Annotated in this window: 14 protein-coding genes; 12 read left to right on the forward strand and 2 right to left on the reverse strand. The window is 51.6% G+C overall.

The window, feature by feature from the left end; genetic code table 11:
* The first annotated feature begins 266 nt into the window (after positions 1–266).
* From ACY2RQ_RS05935 to ACY2RQ_RS05965, 7 genes are all read left to right on the forward strand, one after another.
* Positions 267–1367, forward strand: coding sequence for a branched-chain amino acid ABC transporter substrate-binding protein (locus tag ACY2RQ_RS05935; protein WP_490112091.1), 1101 nt, complete (start codon positions 267–269; stop codon positions 1365–1367).
* Positions 1368–1626: 259 nt separating this feature from the next.
* Entirely contained in the window at positions 1627–2553 is a 927-nt protein-coding gene (livH, locus tag ACY2RQ_RS05940) for a high-affinity branched-chain amino acid ABC transporter permease LivH (protein ID WP_490112041.1), read from the forward strand.
* Positions 2550–3896 carry a high-affinity branched-chain amino acid ABC transporter permease LivM gene (locus ACY2RQ_RS05945; protein WP_490112042.1) on the forward strand — a complete coding sequence of 449 codons (1347 nt, stop codon included), beginning with the start codon at positions 2550–2552 and terminating at the stop codon, positions 3894–3896. The genes livH and ACY2RQ_RS05945 overlap by 4 nt, the downstream gene beginning before the upstream one ends.
* Before the next feature lie 22 nt (positions 3897–3918).
* Complete coding sequence (livG, locus tag ACY2RQ_RS05950; RefSeq protein WP_490112043.1) at positions 3919–4701, forward strand: high-affinity branched-chain amino acid ABC transporter ATP-binding protein LivG; 783 nt, start codon at positions 3919–3921, stop codon at positions 4699–4701.
* Positions 4701–5402 (forward strand): ABC transporter ATP-binding protein, encoded by a 702-nt coding sequence (locus ACY2RQ_RS05955; protein WP_490112044.1) that lies wholly within the window; start codon positions 4701–4703, stop codon positions 5400–5402. Before livG ends, ACY2RQ_RS05955 begins: the two co-directional genes overlap by 1 nt.
* 104 nt (positions 5403–5506) lie before the next feature.
* Complete coding sequence (locus ACY2RQ_RS05960; protein ID WP_490112045.1) at positions 5507–6925, forward strand: SET domain-containing protein; 1419 nt, start codon at positions 5507–5509, stop codon at positions 6923–6925.
* A 17-nt stretch (positions 6926–6942) separates the two neighbouring features.
* Entirely contained in the window at positions 6943–8283 is a 1341-nt protein-coding gene (locus ACY2RQ_RS05965) for a hypothetical protein (protein ID WP_490112046.1), read from the forward strand.
* 274 nt (positions 8284–8557) lie between these two features.
* Here ACY2RQ_RS05965 and tfpB read toward each other — a convergent pair whose 3' ends face one another.
* Entirely contained in the window at positions 8558–10363 is a 1806-nt protein-coding gene (gene tfpB / locus ACY2RQ_RS05970) for a type IV pilus assembly ATPase TfpB (RefSeq protein ID WP_490112047.1), read from the reverse strand.
* Between the two features lie 127 nt (positions 10364–10490).
* On the reverse strand, positions 10491–11102 hold the full coding sequence (locus ACY2RQ_RS05975) for a CYTH domain-containing protein (protein WP_490112048.1): 612 nt from the start codon (positions 11100–11102) through the stop codon (positions 10491–10493).
* A gap of 199 nt (positions 11103–11301) precedes the next feature.
* On the opposite strand from ACY2RQ_RS05975, the gene ACY2RQ_RS05980 reads away from it, so the two are divergent.
* The 5 genes from ACY2RQ_RS05980 (at position 11302) to ACY2RQ_RS06000 (ending at position 17566) form a co-directional block, all read left to right on the forward strand.
* On the forward strand, positions 11302–11982 hold the full coding sequence (locus ACY2RQ_RS05980; protein ID WP_490112049.1) for a TIGR00153 family protein: 681 nt from the start codon (positions 11302–11304) through the stop codon (positions 11980–11982).
* A 20-nt stretch (positions 11983–12002) separates the two neighbouring features.
* Positions 12003–13274, forward strand: a complete 1272-nt coding sequence (locus ACY2RQ_RS05985) for an inorganic phosphate transporter (RefSeq protein ID WP_490112050.1) — start codon at positions 12003–12005, stop codon at positions 13272–13274.
* Positions 13275–13354: 80 nt separating this feature from the next.
* Positions 13355–14716, forward strand: a complete 1362-nt coding sequence (locus ACY2RQ_RS05990) for a hypothetical protein (protein WP_490112051.1) — start codon at positions 13355–13357, stop codon at positions 14714–14716.
* 163 nt (positions 14717–14879) lie between these two features.
* Positions 14880–15365, forward strand: a complete 486-nt coding sequence (locus tag ACY2RQ_RS05995) for a (2Fe-2S)-binding protein (protein WP_490112052.1) — start codon at positions 14880–14882, stop codon at positions 15363–15365.
* Positions 15365–17566, forward strand: coding sequence for a xanthine dehydrogenase family protein molybdopterin-binding subunit (locus ACY2RQ_RS06000; RefSeq protein ID WP_490112053.1), 2202 nt, complete (start codon positions 15365–15367; stop codon positions 17564–17566). The genes ACY2RQ_RS05995 and ACY2RQ_RS06000 overlap by 1 nt, the downstream gene beginning before the upstream one ends.
* Positions 17567–17777: the final 211 nt, after the last annotated feature.

Consider the following 17777-nt stretch of genomic DNA (forward strand, 5'->3'; position numbering starts at 1 on the left):
AAAACCACATAGACAAAGTATTATTAGTTTTTTCCTCTAATAAATGCACAAAACAAGAGCACTAAATCCTGAATTAATCTTTGAACAAAAAGTCAAGCCACAGTTTTCGCTCTCTGTTATCGTTAGTTTTTTTCCTGTATAACGTTTCTGTTGCAGAAAAAAATGTTGCATCAAGACAACAAACACAAATAACACCTACAGGTAAGAGCAGAATAATGAAAAACACTTTCCGCATTGCTGCAGCCAGCGCGGCTGTTGCGCTGGCCATGATCGCTGGCTGTTCCCAGCAGGAAGAAGCCAAAACAGAGGCTGTAACCAAAGCTGAACCTGCAACTATCAAGATTGGCCTGGCTGGCCCTGTGACCGGTCCCGTTGCCCAGTATGGCGACATGCAGTTTATCGGTGCCAAGGCCGCTATCGAACAGATTAACCTGGCCGGTGGTATAGACGGCGCCAGGCTGGAAGGTGTTGTTTACGATGACGCCTGCGATCCCAAACAGGCCGTGGCCGTTGCCAACAAAATCGTAAACGATGGCATTAAATATGTTGTTGGCCACCTGTGCTCCTCCAGCACCCAGCCCGCTTCTGATATTTACGAAGATAACGGCGTACTTATGGTCACCGCCGCTTCCACCAGCCCTGACATCACTACCCGTGGTTACCAGCTGATATTCCGTACCATCGGCCTTGACAGCATGCAGGGTCCCACTGCCGCTAAGTACATCCTGGGTTCTATAAAGCCTGAACGTGTCGCTGTTATCCACGACAAACAACAGTACGGTGAAGGCCTGGCCACTGCCGTACGTGATGAACTGACCGCCGCCGGTACCAATGTTGTTCTGTTTGAAGGCGTGACCGCTGGTGATAAAGATTTTTCCGCTCTGGTTGCCAAGCTGCAGAAAGAAAATGTGGACTTTGTTTACTACGGTGGTTACCACCCCGAACTGGGCCTGATTCTGCGTCAGAGTGCTGAGTCCGGCCTGAGCGCCAAGTTTATGGGCCCGGAAGGCGTGGGTAACAAGGATATCTCCGCCATCGCCGGTCCGGCCTCTGAAGGCCTGCTGGTGACCCTGCCCAGAAGCTTTGACCAGGACCCCGCCAACCAGAAGCTGGTTGAATACATTACCGGCAAAGGCGAAGACGCTTCCGGCCCGTTCGTATTCCCCGCTTACTCCGCCGTTCAGGTCATGGCTGATGGCATCAAGATGAACGGTGACTCTCCTGAAGCCGTTGCCAAGGCAATGCGCAGCACCAGCTTCAAGACACCCACCGGTGAACTGGCCTTTGACGACAAGGGTGACCTGAAAGACTTCAGCTTTGTTGTTTATGAATGGCACCAGGACGGAACCAAAACTCCCCTGAACTAAGCCTTCAGATAAACATTCCGGCAGGTGAAAGCCTGCTGGTTACACCGATGCTTAGACGGCCTGGGTTCAGAGGGCTGTTTCAAACGCCAGGATGGCGTGATAGCGACTCAATCGCCAGGTTTCGCTCATGCAAATCCGGTACTTCCACCACCCATGGTGGTCGCATGGACGCCTCGCTGGAGCGGAAACAGCCCTCTGAATTCAGGCCGTTTGCACTGATATTCATGCAATATTCACGACAATAAGAAAGCAGTAATTTATGCCAGACGCCGTTTATTATTTTATTCAGCAGGTGCTGAACGGCCTGACCCTGGGCAGCACCTACGCCCTGATCGCTATAGGTTATTCACTCGTCTATGGCATTATCGGAATGATCAACTTCGCCCACGGCGAGGTGTATATGATCGGCAGTTATGTGTCGTTCATTGTCCTGGCCGGACTCGCCATGATCGGCATCGACAGTGTCACTCTGATGCTGGTTGCCGCGTTTGTTATAAGCATCATTATTACCAGTACCTACGGCTATTCCATTGAACGCGTCGCCTACCGGCCACTGCGGGGCGGGAATCGTCTTATTCCCCTGATCTCCGCCATCGGCATGTCCATCTTCCTGCAGAATTATGTGCGTCTGGCCCAGGGTTCCCGGGATATCGCCATGCCCAGCCTGATCACCGGTGGCTTCTCCTTTGGTGCTCCGGAGGGTTTCCAGGCGTCGATATCCTGGATGCAGATCATTATTTTCGCCATCACCTTTATCAGCATGACCGCTCTTACCCTGTTTATCTCCAAATCACGTCTCGGCCGTGCCTGCCGGGCCTGTGCTGAAGATATGGGCATGACTGGCCTGCTGGGCATTAATACCAACAATGTGATTGCCGTCACCTTTGTGCTCGGCGCAGCTCTCGCTGCCGTGGCCGGTGTACTGCTCAGCCTCTATTACGGTGTTATTAATCCATATATCGGCTTCCTCGCTGGCCTGAAAGCCTTTACCGCTGCCGTGCTCGGCGGTATCGGCAGCATTCCCGGCGCCGTGCTCGGTGGTTTACTGCTGGGCTTAACCGAATCCATGACCTCCGGTTATTTCAGTTCCGAATACAAAGATGTTGTCGCCTTTAGCCTGTTGATCCTGATTCTACTGTTCCGCCCGTCAGGCATCCTCGGTAAGCCGGAGGTGGAAAAAGTATGAATGCTCCTCTTGTGAATATTGCCAACCTTAAAAACGCACTGATCACCTCTGTCGTATTTCTGATTCTTGCCAGCTTTATGATGGGGGTTCAGCTTGTGCCTTCCGGTACCGGGCTGACAGTTGAGTTTTCCGACCCGGTCAGGCTGGAAGCACTGGGTATCGCCCTGGTGCTGTTATTCCTGTTCCAGCTGTTCCGTGATTTCATTACCGGCGGCTGGCAAAAAGTAAAATCCACACTGCCCCTGCCCGAGCACGGCCTTGCGGAAACTCTGCAGGATAAAGCCGAGCAGCATCCCCGTATGAAACAGCTGGTGCTTTGCTTTCTGGTTGCAGGTCTGCTGGTATGGCCTTTTCTGGTATCCCGTGGCTCCGTAGACCTTGCCACCTTGGCGCTGATCTATGTGATGCTCGGCCTGGGCCTGAATATTGTTGTGGGTCTGGCCGGCCTGCTCGACCTGGGTTATGTGGGATTTTACGCCGTTGGCGCTTACGGTTACGCCTTGCTGAATCAGTACTTTGGTCTGGACTTCTGGAGCTGCCTGTTAATCAGCGGGTTTATCGCTGCCTTCTTTGGCTTTATTCTCGGTTTCCCGGTTTTACGGCTGAGGGGGGATTATCTCGCCATTGTAACCCTGGGTTTTGGTGAGATTATCCGCATTCTGCTGAACAACTGGACGGCCATTACCGGCGGTCCCAACGGTATCAGCCAGATTCCCAAACCCACCCTTTTTGGGCTGGAGTTTTCCCGGACGGCAAAAGTAGAAGGGAATATTCCTTTCCATGAATTTGTCGGCATTGAGTATTCCAGCGAATACAAGGTTATCTTCCTCTACCTGCTGGCCGTACTGCTGGTGATTGCCACTATCTGGGTCATTAACAGACTGCTGCGTATGCCTATTGGCCGGGCCTGGGAAGCCCTGCGGGAAGACGACATTGCCTGTCAGTCCCTGGGCATGAACAAGACTGCCATAAAACTTTCCGCCTTTACCATTGGCGCGGCTTTTGCCGGTTTTGCCGGAACCTTCTTTGCCGCGCGCCAGGGTTTTATCAGTCCAGAGTCGTTCACCTTTATTGAATCTGCCATCATCCTGGCCATTGTCGTACTGGGAGGCATGGGCTCACAGATGGGTGTCGTACTTGCTGCGGTCATTATGACGGTGCTGCCGGAGCTGGCCAGGGAATTCAACGAATACCGCATGTTGATGTTCGGCCTGTTAATGGTGTTTATGATGATCTGGCGACCTGCCGGTCTTATGCCCATGAAGCGTCCCCATATCGCCCTTCGCAAGAGCGAGAAGCCGACGCCTTCAACCCAGACAGAACAGCCCGCCCGGGCGGCCTGAGAACCGACATGAGCATAATGAAATGAGCAGTAAACCGAATCACAACACTCTGCTTGAGGTCGAAGACCTGACCATGCGCTTTGGCGGCCTTGTGGCAGTGAACAAGGTGCGCCTGAATATTCAGGACGGACAGATTGTCTCCATTATCGGCCCCAACGGTGCGGGCAAAACAACAGTTTTCAACTGCCTGACCGGGTTCTATAAACCGTCTGAAGGGCGGATTCGTTACCGGGGCGATAATATTACCGGGAACAAAAACCACGAGATTTCCCGCAAAGGTATTGTCCGCACCTTCCAGCATGTACGCCTGTTTAAAAGCATGACCGTGCTGGAGAACCTGCTGGTTGCCCAGCACCGACACCTGAACACCAACCTGCTTTCCGGCCTACTCAAAACACCGTCGTACAAAAAGAGTGAACAGGAAGCGTTGGACCAGGCCGCCTTCTGGCTGGATAAAGTCAATCTGACCGAGTTTGCCAACCGGGATGCTGGCAATCTGGCCTATGGCCAGCAACGCCGACTGGAAATTGCCCGCTGCATGGTGACCCGCCCTGACCTGCTTATGCTTGATGAACCCGCCGCCGGACTGAATCCCCGGGAAACAGAAGAGCTGGATCAGCTGATCTGCGAACTGCGGGACCACCACAATGTCTCCGTGCTGCTGATTGAGCATGATATGAAGCTGGTGATGGGTATCTCAGACCATATCTATGTGATCAACCAGGGCACCCCTCTGGCGGATGGCCTGCCGGAACAGATTAAAAACAATCCCGATGTTATCAAAGCCTACCTGGGGGAAGCGTAATGCTGTCGATTGAAAACGTTTCCGCCCACTACGGCAAAATCCAGGCCCTGGACGATATCTCCGTGTCTGTTGAAAAGGGTGAGATTGTTACCCTGATCGGCGCTAACGGTGCGGGTAAAAGCACTCTGCTGATGACCTTGTGCGGCGACCCTCAACCCAGCAGTGGCCGCATAGTGTTTGAAGGTCAGGATATGACCGACTGGAACACGCCGGAAATTATGCGTTCCGGCATTGCCATAGTGCCGGAAGGGCGCCGGGTGTTCTCCCGCCTGACTGTGGAAGAAAACCTGGATATGGGCGGCTTCTTTGAAACCAAAGAGCGCAAAGAGGAGATGCTCGCCCATGTACTGGAGCTTTTCCCTCGCCTGAAAGAACGTTTCGACCAGCGCAGCGGCACCATGTCCGGCGGTGAACAGCAAATGCTGGCCATTGGACGGGCACTGATGAGCCGACCAAAGCTGCTGCTTCTGGATGAACCATCCCTCGGGCTGGCGCCCATTATTATCCAGCAGATTTTCAATATCATTGAAAAACTGCGGGAAGAAGGTATGACTATCTTCCTGGTAGAACAGAACGCCAACCAGGCCCTGCGTCTGGCAGATCGTGGCTATGTACTGGAGAATGGCCGGATTGTAATGGCCGACAGCGGTCAGAATCTGCTGGTTAATGATGATGTGCGTAAAGCCTATCTGGGTGCTTGAAAGCCAGGCTGTGTTCTCAATTAACCTTCTGCCGGAACTGTTTTCTGGCAGAAGATTAAATCCCGGATATTATTAGCTGCCCTGAGAATAAAAAAGGGTAGCCCGTGTCGCAAAGAGCATTCGTTAATTGCGTCTACTGCAAAATTATTAATAACAGCCTGCTCAGGTTGCCGCTGTGGCCTCTTCTGTACGGCATCCTTTTATTCTGCGCTACCCATAATGGATCGGCTCAGGCAGCCTTTTACCATGATACCCTTCCCTCTGGCGAAGCCAGAAAGGAAATCGAAGATAAAGAGAAGTTTCCTTTCCTGTTCAAAGACGTAATAACTTATATGGCGCTTACTCACTCTGCCGCCCTGGAGCAAGACTCAGGATATTTTATTCAAATATCAGATGATTACGGCGCTGTCGGGATGGTGATAACCTACTCCCTGAAAGTCCCCGGGTTCCGAATGTTTCCGATAGAATCCTCCTGCCATCCTGCCGATTCCGACTCTGTTTCTTTCCTGCTGAATTCCATCGCCGCCAATCTGAGAGCGATTCAGAAAGACCGACACCTTGATGTCATCATGCTTAAACCTGGTCCTGCCAGACAACGGATACCTGTGATTACTGTTCATTCCAAAAAACACACATACTTTCTGCATATCAACATGCATCTTCCAGAAGAAGACAAGAAAACAGAAATCAACAAAGGAGCCTCATCTTCAACAGGGCCTGATATTCATAAATCTGAATGGATAACAACTCGATTTTTGCGAACCGCTGATTCAGCCCTTCAGGCTCTGGTCCATCGCATACTACCGCTAAAACTAAAGAATACCGGTTCTCCGGAAGGGAACTCAAAATCACCCGATACTGATGACGACCTGTCTTTAATTTACCAGTGTCGCGGTTACTCCTTTTACACTTATAACAGTCCGTTACCCGACATCCAGATAGCGGATAGAGAACAGATAGCCTCCAGCCTTTGCCTTATGCCACAAACTCCACAAGCATACGACCATAGTCCTCCATATTACTATCCCGTTTTTGTACACAAAAGTTCATTACCCGGAGATTCAGGTTTTGGAGTTTTTACCCTTAGCGCAATTCCTAAAGGAGAATACATAGGGCTTATTACCGGTAGCACCCGAAAGCTCCAAAAACCTCACAGATTCGGCGGTCCTGAAGACACCCATAAGATTTTGATTAACTACCCCAGGAAATCCTGGGATCTGGTGCTTGAGCCAGACGCGGAAACCCCCTTCCGCTGGCTGAACAAAGCATATAATTCCCTGTCGCCCCATCACTCTCCTGCGCCAAACGTAACCCTTTCTACACCCTGGGCTATTTCCCAGAAACAAAAACAGGACAAGCATGTCACAATGGTTCAGGCGATTACAGATATTCCTGAGTATGGAGAACTGCTGTTCAGCTATGACACTTATTATGACTCTGGAAAACAACCGCTCACCAAAAACACAGGAAAAACTAGAGCTATACTTCCCCACTCTGTTCATCCAATAAAACAAAAGAGATAGGTCATGGAATGCTTAATATGAAATACCACAGGTTCCTTATTATTCATTTCTTTATCACCGTTTTATTATTTACAACCTCGCCAACCTCATATGGCACAGGTACAGGATGGAAAAAAGCTGACTTTCCTGAAAGCGACACAAAAGCAGAAGAAGAGACCGGACTGATCTACCATATACGCTCCCCCCAAAATACGGGAGAACCTGTCTGCTTTGCCCTGACTCTGGACAGCAGTAAACAATCAATCATGGAAAACTGGCTGCAATCGGCCTCTTCTCCAAAGGAATCCAGTGCTCCTATTTCTGAAGAATTCTCCGAGATATTAAAAACAGGTTTAAGAATGCTCACTAATGGAATTGCCAACATAGTAACAAGAGTGTCTTTTGAAGAAAATTTAACGTCACTACTGATTTATTACTATGAAATAGGAACAGATCAATACGCATACTCTGAGGAGATTCAACTGCACCAAAGTTTGGTCCAGGAAAATAACGACCAGGGAGTAATTGAAGATACCCTTAAGAACCTCGCATTTCTAAAACACTTCAACCATGCTCTGGAAGAAAAAGATAAACAAAGCCTCAAGAAAGTAGAAAGTAAAGTGGCATGTGTCGCAGAAGCTGATTCTACAGAAGAGAATGAACATACACCTTCATCAAATCATGACAATATTCAGGAAGAGCAGGCAACGGTTTCTTCTACCGTAGAAACCCCACCCAGCTCTCCGGAACAACCACCAGAAAGCCCTGCACAGAAAAAACCACCAACCTTTGCAGACAAATTCCTGGCCTTAAATGCCCGGGTCAAAAGTCACCATCTCGAAGTCACTGAAGTTGAGCGACAGCTGCTGGCTTTAATTCAAGAGGAAGAAAAACCCGAAGACATTATGGCCAGCAATACAATTGACGGTGCACTGAAAGAACCTTCAACGGCACCTCCCAGTCAACCGGATATCCAAAAACGGACAACACGACGATCCAACTCTCTCCCTAGCAGCCCTTGCACAAAATTGCGGTGTTACAGCGCCAGGCATTTCCAGCGTGGTGAAGAGTTGAGAGTCAGGGCTTACCCCCTTCCCCGAAAAGAAAAAATAAGCGATATATTCAGGCACAGGCTGACCTTCTTCAGTTCACAGCCCAATATTCCTTATATATTGGCCAGCAGGATGATTTATATAGAAAACATCCGGGGAAAAGGCTCCCCCAATATTACGATCAACCGCGAGGAACCGGAAGTGATTGATAATGAAGAGCAATGGACGGTAACTGCCACCCTTATGGATGATGTTCCGAAACACTGTCCCCTGATAATGAATTACCGGAGAAAACTGAGTAACCGCTCTCAACCACGAGTTAAATGACAAAATTCCGTCAACCCAGACTGATTTCCAGCGTTTTCCTGCCAAGACATCTGCCCGAACAGGAATTCCGGCAGTTTTCCCAGGGAAAAAGGGACTGACCGGGGAAGCCAGTCCCTTTACCTATACTGAGCAATACGTGAGATGTTTGTTGTACACGGAGCAGTACCCATGAATGACCACAAAAACCGTCTGACCAGGCCGGAGCTGATTCTGTTATTCAGCGCCCTTACCATTATGACCCTGTCCCTGATCGCCCTGATACGGGGTATCTGACTCAACCGGACACATTGGGCGTTACCCTCAACACCTCTTCAATCGTCGTCAGCCCTGCGGCGATTTTCTGCGCACCCCCTAACCTCAGGGTGTGCATGCCGTTACGGATAGCCGCTTTTCGCAACTTATCCACATCACAGCCACTGCTCAACTGCTCCCTCACAGGCCCCTCCAACTGCATAATTTCATATACGCCAGCCCTGCCCTTATAACCGGTATTTCTGCAATTCAGGCAACCTACGGGCTTTGCCCCCATGGCTGGCGGCTCCGCCACCCAGGGTTTGGTCAACCCGGCCCAGGCATCCTTATCAACAGGTGCCGGCTGTTTGCAGTCCGGGCACAGGGTGCGCACAAGACGCTGGGCCATAACACCAAGCACAGTTGCCCGAATCAGGTATTCCGGTACGCCAAGTTCCATTAAACGGGTAATCGCTGAAGGGGCATCGTTTGTGTGCAAAGTAGAAAGAACAAGGTGACCGGTAAGGGCCGCCTGGATAGCCATTTCGGCCGTTTCCAGATCCCGAATCTCCCCCACCATAATGATGTCCGGGTCCTGTCGTAAAAGCGCCCGAACACCACTGGCAAAGGTAAGGTCAATATTGTGCTGTACCTGCATCTGGTTAAACGACGGCTCTACCATTTCGATAGGGTCTTCGATGGTACAGACATTCACTTCCGATGTTGCCAGCTCTTTCAGGGTGGAATAAAGCGTGGTTGTTTTACCAGAACCAGTGGGACCGGTGACCAGCACAATACCATTGGGCTGACCAACCATACTGTGCCAGCGACGGTCGTCATCTTTAGAGAAGCCAAGGTCACGGAAACTTCGCAGCAGCACATCCGGATCAAAGATACGCATCACCATCTTTTCACCAAATGCGGTCGGCAGGGTTGAAAGACGCAGCTCCACCTCATTGCCCTCCGTGGAACGGGTTTTTAACCGGCCATCCTGGGGCTTGCGTTTTTCGGCCACGTTCATGCGTCCAAGAATCTTTATACGACTGTTTACTGCCGCCAGCACTTGAGCGGGCATTTCATAAACCGTATGAAGGACGCCGTCTATTCGAAAACGGATATGCCCTTTTTCCCGCCGGGGTTCAATATGAATATCACTGGCCCGCTGGGAGAAAGCGTACTGCAGCAGCCAGTCCACAATGTTAATGATGTGCTGGTCGTTGGCATCCGGGGCCTGGGCATTACCCAGTTCCAGCATCTGTTCAAAGTTGCTGGTGTTGATAGCATTAACGCCATCTTCCCTGGTCGCACCGGTAATGGAGCGTGCCAGTTTATAAAACTCTGCCGTATACCGTCGAACTTCAGCCGGGTTACTGACTACACGACGGATATCCCGCCTGTTAATATGGCGCAGGTTATCTTCCCAGCCGGTATGCCAGGGCTGGGCACTGGCTACCACTATTTCCCGTTCATTCACCTCTACTGCCAGAATCTGGTGACGCTGGGCATAGGCCATGGACATCAGGGGAGTCACAGAGGCTGAATCAATCTTCAACGGATCAATATGGAAGAAAGGCTGATCCGCAGTTTTCGCAAGCCAACGGGTAAGCTGGCTCAGATCCAGAGGTTTACCTGGACGCTGACAATCTTCCAGTCCCAAATCAGCGAGATATTCCAGGGGATGCAGGCGCGCCTGCTCGGCATTGCGCCTGCGGGAAAGAATATCCTCGACCTGCTGGCGAGTAAGCAGGCCATCCTGCTCCAATCCCCGCACAATCTGGGACAAATCCAGCATATAGCCTTCGTTAACAACGGACTGGGCTGAGCATTTATCGCTCTCTTTCGGCTGCATATCCGCAGCGCCCCCCTTGAGAGACTGCCTGTAATTTTGTTTTTTTTGCACTGGTTTTCCGACGGCTGTTCTGCATCCAAAGTAATTAAATGAGTTATTGTTCTGCTATTCGAGACTACCGGGACTGCTAAGCCCCGGCAAGCCGGTAACCTCTCTCAGCCTTGCTAAGGTCTCCGGGAGAGAGAATGACCCCCATCTCCAGCAGCTCCTGCCTTAATTTATCGGCCAGGCTGGCCAGAGCCTGTTCATCTCCGCTCTTGAGCTCCAGCTCCAGTTCGGAAATAACATCCGTTTTACCGCCGGCACGAACTTCACCCCGGTCAAGGGCCAGCTCAACCTGTGATCCCTGCCAGGCAATATCTATCACCTTACGCCGAAAGTTGGTCTGAAATACTGGCTGAAGAGCCTGAAGGTTTACCGATTCCAGATTTTCCGGCCAGACACTCTGCAGAAGACCGGTATTCAGGCTGGGGGACTGGAGATCCCACTCCCACTCCTGGCGACGGCTCAAACCGTTTTCACTTACCCCCTGGGTCTTCAAGGTCTGGATATAACGCCCATTATTATTGCGAATACGCAGAGCCACCCGTAGCCGGCTGAGGGCTTTATCCGGGGTATCAAAGTAAGTGTTTCCCAACTCAAGCTCACTTACGGCCATATCCCGTAAAGTGGAGGCTTCCAAAACCCGGCCATGGTCAGCGGGGTTAAACAGCAGTTTAAGTTCAGTTTCACAGCCCATGGCTGACTCCGGACAACGGCTTTTAATGGGCCAATACTACTGTTCTCACCCCAAGTCTTCATCCATTTAACCACCTTTTATAACAATGTCAGCAAGGGGTAACACCCCTGTCACCATCTCTGTACAGAGAAAATCTACCGCCCGGCAAATTAGCTTTTATACTCTCAGCTCAACAATAACCACAACCACAAGGTGCACGATGCCCCCGAAACATCTGCTCTCAAGTGTGTTTGGCCGATCGCCTATAGGGCCGATCCAACAGCATATCGCCAGTGCCCATAACGCTGCGGCTCTGCTGGATGCCTTTTTCGCGGCTGTTATCGACGGTAACTGGATTGAAGCCGAAAACATCCAGCAGCGCATTGCTGCCTTTGAGAAAGAAGCGGATGAAATCAAAAAGAATATACGCCTTTCCCTGCCCAGCAGCCTGTTCCTTCCTGTTCCCAGAACCGACCTTCTGGAGCTGATTACCGTCCAGGACAAGGTTGCCAACCGGGCCAAGGATATTGCCGGCATAGTACTTGGTCGCCAGATAAGTATTCCTGAAGCCATTCGGGACAGCTTTCAGCACTATGTCAGGCGAACCATAGATACCTCCGCCCAGGCCCTTAAAGCCATTAATGAACTGGATGATTTACTGGAAACCGGCTTTCGCGGGCGGGAAGCCGATATTGTTGCAACCATGGTGGAAGAACTTAACGCCATAGAAAGCGAGACCGATATTTTGCAAATCCAAATACGCAGGACATTGTTTTCCATAGAAAAAACCATACCTCCGGTAGAAGTCATGTTTCTGTACCAGATCATTGAATGGGTAGGTGACCTTGCCGACCGGGCATCACGGGTCGGGGATTACCTGCACATTTTACTGGCCCATTAACTGTTGCGGATATATCGTCGATGTCGATTATTGCGGAATATGGAGTGATACTGCTGGGTCTGGCCTGTTTTTTTGGCTTCTTTATGGCCTGGGGGGTAGGCGCCAACGACGTGGCCAATGCCATGGGAACCTCTGTGGGTTCCAAGGCCTTGACCATTCGCCAGGCTATTATGATCGCCATTGTTCTGGAGTTTGCCGGCGCTTTTCTGGCCGGCGGATCGGTCACCTCAACAATCCGCAAAGGCATTATTGACCCCACCATGCCGGAGCTGCTGGCCCATCCTGAGCTACTGATTTACGGCATGCTGGCCGCGCTGCTGTCCGCTGGTTCCTGGCTTCTGGTAGCTACACACTATGGCTGGCCAGTGTCCACTACCCACTCCATTGTCGGGGCGATTGTCGGATTTGCTGTTGCGGGCATAGGCCATGAGGCCATCAAGTGGAGCAGTGTTACCTCCATTGTCAGCTGCTGGGTTATCTCTCCGCTGTTTTCAGGCATGTTGTCATTTCTGGTGTTCAACTCCGTACAAAAGCTGATACTTAACACCTCCGACCCCTTTGCCAGCGCCAAACGGTATATACCCTTCTACACCTTTCTGGTTGGTTTTATGATCTCCATGGTGACCCTTACCCGGGGTCTCAGCCACCTTGGACTTGATATAACTATTTTCAAAGCTGTTGTTATGGCCACCATGATTGGTATTTTGCTGATGGTGATCGGAATCATTGCCCTCAGCCAGATTCATAAAGATAAAAAAGCTGATCTCTCTTTTCACTTTTCCAGCGTCGAAAAAGTCTTTGGCACCATGATGATTTTCACCGCCTGCGCCATGGCCTTCGCCCACGGCTCCAATGATGTCGCCAACGCTGTCGGGCCACTGGCCGCCGTAGTGAATGTTGTACAGAGCGGCGGGGATATCAGCGTACGAACGAGCATGCCCAGCTGGGTGCTGCTGGTCGGAGCCGGAGGCATTATTATTGGCCTGGCCACCTATGGCCATCGGGTTATGGCTACCATCGGTAAACACATTACCGAACTCACACCCAGTCGGGGCTTTGCCGCAGAACTGTCCGCCGCCACAACCGTTGTTCTGGCTTCGGGTACCGGGCTACCGGTTTCCACAACCCATACCCTGGTTGGCGCGGTGCTTGGTGTTGGCCTTGCGCGGGGTATTGGCGCGTTGAATCTCCAGGTAATCGGAACCATATTCTTGTCCTGGTTGGTCACACTTCCGGCCGGAGCAATCCTTGCCATAATCTTCTTTCATATTTTTCGGGCGATCTTTGGATAAAGTCTGCACTTTACCCCTTGGCAGAGGAAAAACAGGCTGGCATAGTCGTTTTTAATCCAGGCAACAACAAGAATAAAACTATGGATGCTCCGAAGCAGCAGACCAGCGCAGGTCTGAAGTGGCTGGGTTTCACCACCCGTATCCCCCTCGTTCACACCCGTATATGCTGGCCCGAATTTATTCAGGGCAATTTCGTATCTGCAGCCACAGCGCTGGCACTGGTTCCCCTGCTAACAACCTATTTCGGCCTTAGCTTTGAAGAAGCTATTGCTATGTCTTTCCTGCATTCAATGCTGCTCAGTGTATCCTGGTGGCTTTTCGGGGAACCCTATGCGCCAGGCTGGGTAACTCCCGCCCTGCCCTTTGTGCTTACCGCTGTTTTGTCCGATCCATCGGACTCTCCCACCGAACGTATCCAGATGATGACAGCCATGTCCCTGGATTTTGCCCTGATGATGCTGATTCTCGGGGTGACCGGAATAGGGAGTAAATTAATCAGGGTCATTCCTGACGTTCTGAAAGGGGCCATTATTCTGGGAGCCGGTCTTGCAGCTTTTATTAATGTGTTCGACTTTTCAGTGGAGAAGAATATTTTCAACTCTGCGCCTTATACAGCGGCCGTCGCCATAGGCCTGTCCCTTCTTCTCGCATTTTCTGAACCGGTACACCGCTTAAGCCGAAAGTACCCGAACATAGCCCGTATAACCGCCATGGGCCTGATGCCCGGTTTTGTCTGCGGCGCACTGGTTGGCTGGCTGACAGGCGAACTGACCTTCAACATTGAACCCGGATTTTATCTGCTGCCCTTTGACACTCTGTTCGACAAGGTCACTCCCTTCTCCATCGGCTGGCCTCCTCTGGAAATGTACCTCACGGGTCTGCCCATCGCGTTAATCACTTACGTGCTGTGCTTTGGTGATATGCTGACCGGGGACGCCATCCTGCAGGATGCCGCTGACGACCGCCCTGACGATACACATGAGATCAATCATTCGCGCACCCATATCAGTGTTGCTATTCGTAATGCCGTTATGGGGATTTTCGCGCCTTTCTTTCCCACACAGGGACTGCTGTGGACAGGTATCCAAGTCGTAATCGTGCAACGCTGGCGACAGGGCAAAGAGAGCATGCGCACACTGCACGATGGTATCGGCTCCTATTACCTTCTCGGCCTGCCTCTGATTTTCTGTGTAACCCCCATTGTCACCGGCATCAAACCCATGATGCCTGTTGCACTTGCAGTCACACTGGCACTGACCGGCTTTGCCTGCACCTATATCGCCCTGAGCAAAGTGAAAACAAATGCCGAACGTGGCGCAATGCTGATGGGAGCTGTCTTCCTGGCTTTGATGGAGCCCTGGGTTGGATTGATTCTGGCAATCGTTACAGTCCTTCTTATGGTCGACCTGAAAGCGACAAAAGAGATCCAGACCGACCAGTAACCCGTTAAGCATGTTTCAGGGGAATACCCTCTTCAGGTATTCCCTTTCATCCCGAACGGGACACTTTTGTCCCTATTTACCCTGTTTCTGGTCATTCAGCCCATTGCCTCTGCCAAACAAATCCCCAATAGTCCGCGATTGATGCTTAACAACAGAGCCAGGCATGATCAAACTGACTGTAAATGGTGTACAGTACACTCTGGATATTGAGGAAGACACTCCTCTGCTCTGGACACTGCGCGATGAACTGCAGTTAACAGGCACCAAGTTCGGCTGTGGGGCCGGCCTCTGCGGAGCCTGCACCGTTCATCTTGATGGCACCCCTATTCGCTCCTGCATCACCACTATCGGTATGGCCAATGGTCGGAGCATTACCACCATTGAAGGTTTGGGAACCGTTGAGAACCCTCACCCCCTGCAGGAAAGCTGGGTAGAAGAGAGCGTTCCCCAATGCGGTTACTGTCAGTCCGGGCAGATTATGAGCGCGGCGGCCCTGCTGGAAAACAACCCCAATCCCAGTGACGACGATATCTCCGCAGCCATGAGCGGAAATATCTGCCGCTGCGGTACCTATCACCGTATTCGCGCAGCTATTCATCTCGCTGCAGACGCTATGGCCGATAAGGGTTCTGCGGGAGGAAAACAATAATGTCTGAACAGAATCATACGACTGAGTTATCCCGTCGCAGCTTCCTGAAGTCATCCCTGACGACAGGGGGTGCGCTGATGCTGAACTTCTCCCTGCCTCTTTCCGCCAAAGCCAGTACCCAGGAAAACTGGCAGGTGAATGCCTGGCTGGAGCTGGCTCCCACAGGTCAACTGACGTTTACCCTGGCCAGGGTAGAAATGGGTCAGGGCACCATGACCGGTCTGGCAACACTGGTCGCGGAAGAGCTGAACCTGGCACCAGAACATATCAACACCCGCTTTGCCCCCGTTGGCAAAGTCTACAGAAACCCGGAATATAAACTGCAGATGACTGGCGGCAGCACCAGTATCGCCACATCCTGGCAGCCAATTCGGGAAGCGGCAGCGACTCTGCGAACCCTGTTAATATCTGCGGCCGCAGATATTTGGAATGTTCATCAAAATGAATGTTCTTTGGACGATGGCCAGGTACATCATCCTGCCCAGGAGAGCCTGCCCTGGGAGAAGCTGATTTCCACAGCCTCACGGATGCGCACACCCCGGCGGGTAAAACTCAAGCCTGCTTCTGAATTCCGCTTTATCGGTAAGCAAAACAAACGCACTGACAGCGAAGCCAAGTCCTTCGGCATTGCTGACTTTGGTATTGATACCCAGCTGCCCGGCATGGTGTATGCCGTTGTTGTTCATTCGCCGTTTATTGGTGGCCAACTGAAGACCCACCAGTCAGAAGCGGCCCGGAAATCATCTGGCGTTATAGATGTCTTTCCCATAGATACGGGTATCGCGGTTGTCGCCGACACATACTGGCAGGCCCGCAAAGCGGCCCTGCTTATTAATGCCGAATGGGAACCGGGACCTGCTGGCAAGCCATCTACAGAAGATGTTTTCGCCCTTTACCAGGAAGCCTTGGATAAAGGCAGGGCAAAAAATGTCCGTGATGATGGAAACTTCCAGCACTCTCTGAAAAAAGCTTCTTCCACCATTACCGCTGAGTACAAAGCACCGTTCCTGGCCCACGCCACCATGGAACCCCAGAACTGCGTGGCCTCCGTGACCGGTAAAGGCGTAGAAGTCTGGGTTCCGACCCAGGCTCCGGACCTGACCCAGGTCGCAGCTGCCCGTGCCGCTGGCGTATCCGCGAAAAACGTTACTGTCCATACAACCTTTCTTGGTGGAGGTTTCGGTCGTCGTATACTGCAGGATTTTGTTGAGGAAGCTGTCGCCATCTCCGACCGGGTACGTAAGCCCGTCAAACTGATCTGGACCCGGGAAGAAGACATCCGTAACGACTTTTATCGCCCCGCCGCTCTCCACCGCCTGACCGGTACACTGGACGACAAAGGTATGACCCAGGGCTGGCACCACCAGATAAGTTGCCCGACACTGGACGACTGGATGGTCACCAATGCCTCAGCGGTTCTGTATCCGTCCATGGACTGGTCTTATGACCCTCTTTCCAGTCTGGGTGTTGCCAAACAGAACATGGCCAACTCTTCCGACAAGTCTCCCTATGAAGGGGCGGATACCATTCACTACCAGTTTCCGGCCCTGAAAGTGGATTATGTGCGGGCAAATCCCGGTATTCCCGTGGGTTTCTGGCGCTCCGTGGGCAACTCCCATAACGCCTTTGCCATTGAAAGCTTTATTGACGAACTGGCCCATGCCGCAGGCCAGAATCCTCTGAAGTACCGCCAGGCTTACCTGAGCAAAACCCCTCAGGCTTTAAAAGTGCTGGAAACCGTTGCAGAGAAGTCTGGCTGGGGACAACAGAAAGAAGGTCGTTTCCTTGGACTGGCCTGCCACCTGAGCTTTGGCAGCTGGGTCGCCCAGGTTGTAGAAGTGAGCGTATCCGGCAACAACTACAAGATTGAGAAGATTACCTGCGCTATCGACTGCGGCACCGTCGTTAATCCGGATATTGTCCGCACCCAGATGGAAAGCGGCATTATCTATGGCCTGAGCGCAGCCATGCACGGGGAAATCACTCTGAAAGACGGTGTTGTACAGCAAAGCAACTTCCATGATTACCACGCCCTTCGCATTAACGAAGTACCAGATATTGATGTCCATATTATCAACAGTAACGCGGCACCCACCGGCGCAGGTGAACCCGGCCTGCCTCCCCTGGCACCGGCCCTTGCCAATGCCCTGTTCACGGCCACCGGCCAACGCCTGCGGGAACTGCCCCTGAAGCTTGCCTGAGATCAGCTGTTCCTCCAGAACACTCCACCTGTATGGTGGAGTGCTTCCTTCCTGAAGACTGAACCAAACTCAATCCACCTAAAGCAAACCTACTGCAGTTATTGGCTAGGCATTACAAAATTTAATGGCCTCAACCCCATCCTCACCCTTCTGCAATGCCTTCAGGATGTTTATTATGCTGAGGTTAACCTTATAACTAGCCTTATAAAAG

This window comes from Parendozoicomonas sp. 209JJ7-1, from assembly GCF_058147085.1.

What these genes read in the sequence shown, in the direction of transcription:
- ACY2RQ_RS05935 (WP_490112091.1), top strand. Translation starts at nt 267, where the DNA reads ATGATCGCTGGCTGTTCCCAGCAGGAAGAAGCCAAAACAGAGGCTGTA.
- livH (WP_490112041.1), top strand. Translation starts at nt 1,627, where the DNA reads ATGCCAGACGCCGTTTATTATTTTATTCAGCAGGTGCTGAACGGCCTG.
- ACY2RQ_RS05945 (WP_490112042.1), top strand. Translation starts at nt 2,550, where the DNA reads ATGAATGCTCCTCTTGTGAATATTGCCAACCTTAAAAACGCACTGATC.
- livG (WP_490112043.1), top strand. Translation starts at nt 3,919, where the DNA reads ATGAGCAGTAAACCGAATCACAACACTCTGCTTGAGGTCGAAGACCTG.
- ACY2RQ_RS05955 (WP_490112044.1), top strand. Translation starts at nt 4,701, where the DNA reads ATGCTGTCGATTGAAAACGTTTCCGCCCACTACGGCAAAATCCAGGCC.
- ACY2RQ_RS05965 (WP_490112046.1), top strand. Translation starts at nt 6,943, where the DNA reads ATGAAATACCACAGGTTCCTTATTATTCATTTCTTTATCACCGTTTTA.
- tfpB (WP_490112047.1), bottom strand. Translation starts at nt 10,363, where the DNA reads ATGCAGCCGAAAGAGAGCGATAAATGCTCAGCCCAGTCCGTTGTTAAC.
- ACY2RQ_RS05975 (WP_490112048.1), bottom strand. Translation starts at nt 11,102, where the DNA reads ATGGGCTGTGAAACTGAACTTAAACTGCTGTTTAACCCCGCTGACCAT.
- ACY2RQ_RS05980 (WP_490112049.1), top strand. Translation starts at nt 11,302, where the DNA reads ATGCCCCCGAAACATCTGCTCTCAAGTGTGTTTGGCCGATCGCCTATA.
- ACY2RQ_RS05985 (WP_490112050.1), top strand. Translation starts at nt 12,003, where the DNA reads ATGTCGATTATTGCGGAATATGGAGTGATACTGCTGGGTCTGGCCTGT.
- ACY2RQ_RS05990 (WP_490112051.1), top strand. Translation starts at nt 13,355, where the DNA reads ATGGATGCTCCGAAGCAGCAGACCAGCGCAGGTCTGAAGTGGCTGGGT.
- ACY2RQ_RS05995 (WP_490112052.1), top strand. Translation starts at nt 14,880, where the DNA reads ATGATCAAACTGACTGTAAATGGTGTACAGTACACTCTGGATATTGAG.
- ACY2RQ_RS06000 (WP_490112053.1), top strand. Translation starts at nt 15,365, where the DNA reads ATGTCTGAACAGAATCATACGACTGAGTTATCCCGTCGCAGCTTCCTG.